Here is a 557-nt window from a genome sequence, read left to right as displayed (position 1 = left end):
CATGCACCTCGCAGCGTCCCTTCCAGGCGATGATCTCGACTTTCGTTTGTGCGGCGATGTTCCTCGCCAGATATTCGTCGGGCAGCATGATGACGCGAGGCGCATTGAGCGACTTCACGACGGCCAGCGCATTGCCCGACGTGCAGCAGATATCGGATTCGGCTTTCACGGCCGCGGATGTGTTGACGTAGGTGATCACCGGGACGCCAGGATAGCGCTGGCGCATCAGGCGCACGTCTTCGGCCGTGATCGAGTCAGCCAGCGAACAGCCGGCGGCAAGGTCCGGAATGAGCACGGTCTTGCCGGGATTAAGGAGCTTTGCGGTCTCGGCCATGAAGTGCACGCCGGCGACGACGATCACGTCCGCCTCCACAGTCATCGCCTTGCGGGCCAGCGCCAGGCTGTCGCCAACGATGTCGGCCACGCAATGGAAGATCTCTGGCGTCTGATAATTGTGCGCCAGGATGACGGCGTTGCGCTCGCGCTTCAGCGCCAGGATCGCATCGATGTCGTCGGCAAAGGCCGGCCATTCGATCGGCGGGATCACCCGCCGGACG

1 protein-coding gene is annotated in these 557 nt (G+C 63.2%); it reads right to left on the bottom strand.

Going from position 1 to position 557, the window contains the following annotated elements:
- Positions 1–557, bottom strand: a 557-nt coding sequence (locus tag EOA29_RS39430) for a quinolinate synthase (protein WP_145970158.1), incomplete at both ends; no start/stop codon positions are given.

The sequence above is a fragment of the Mesorhizobium sp. M1E.F.Ca.ET.063.01.1.1 genome (assembly GCF_003998155.1).
Taxonomy (GTDB): domain Bacteria; phylum Pseudomonadota; class Alphaproteobacteria; order Rhizobiales; family Rhizobiaceae; genus Mesorhizobium.
The sequence above is the reverse complement of the archived record's forward strand: the minus strand, read 5'-3'. Positions and strand labels throughout refer to the sequence as shown.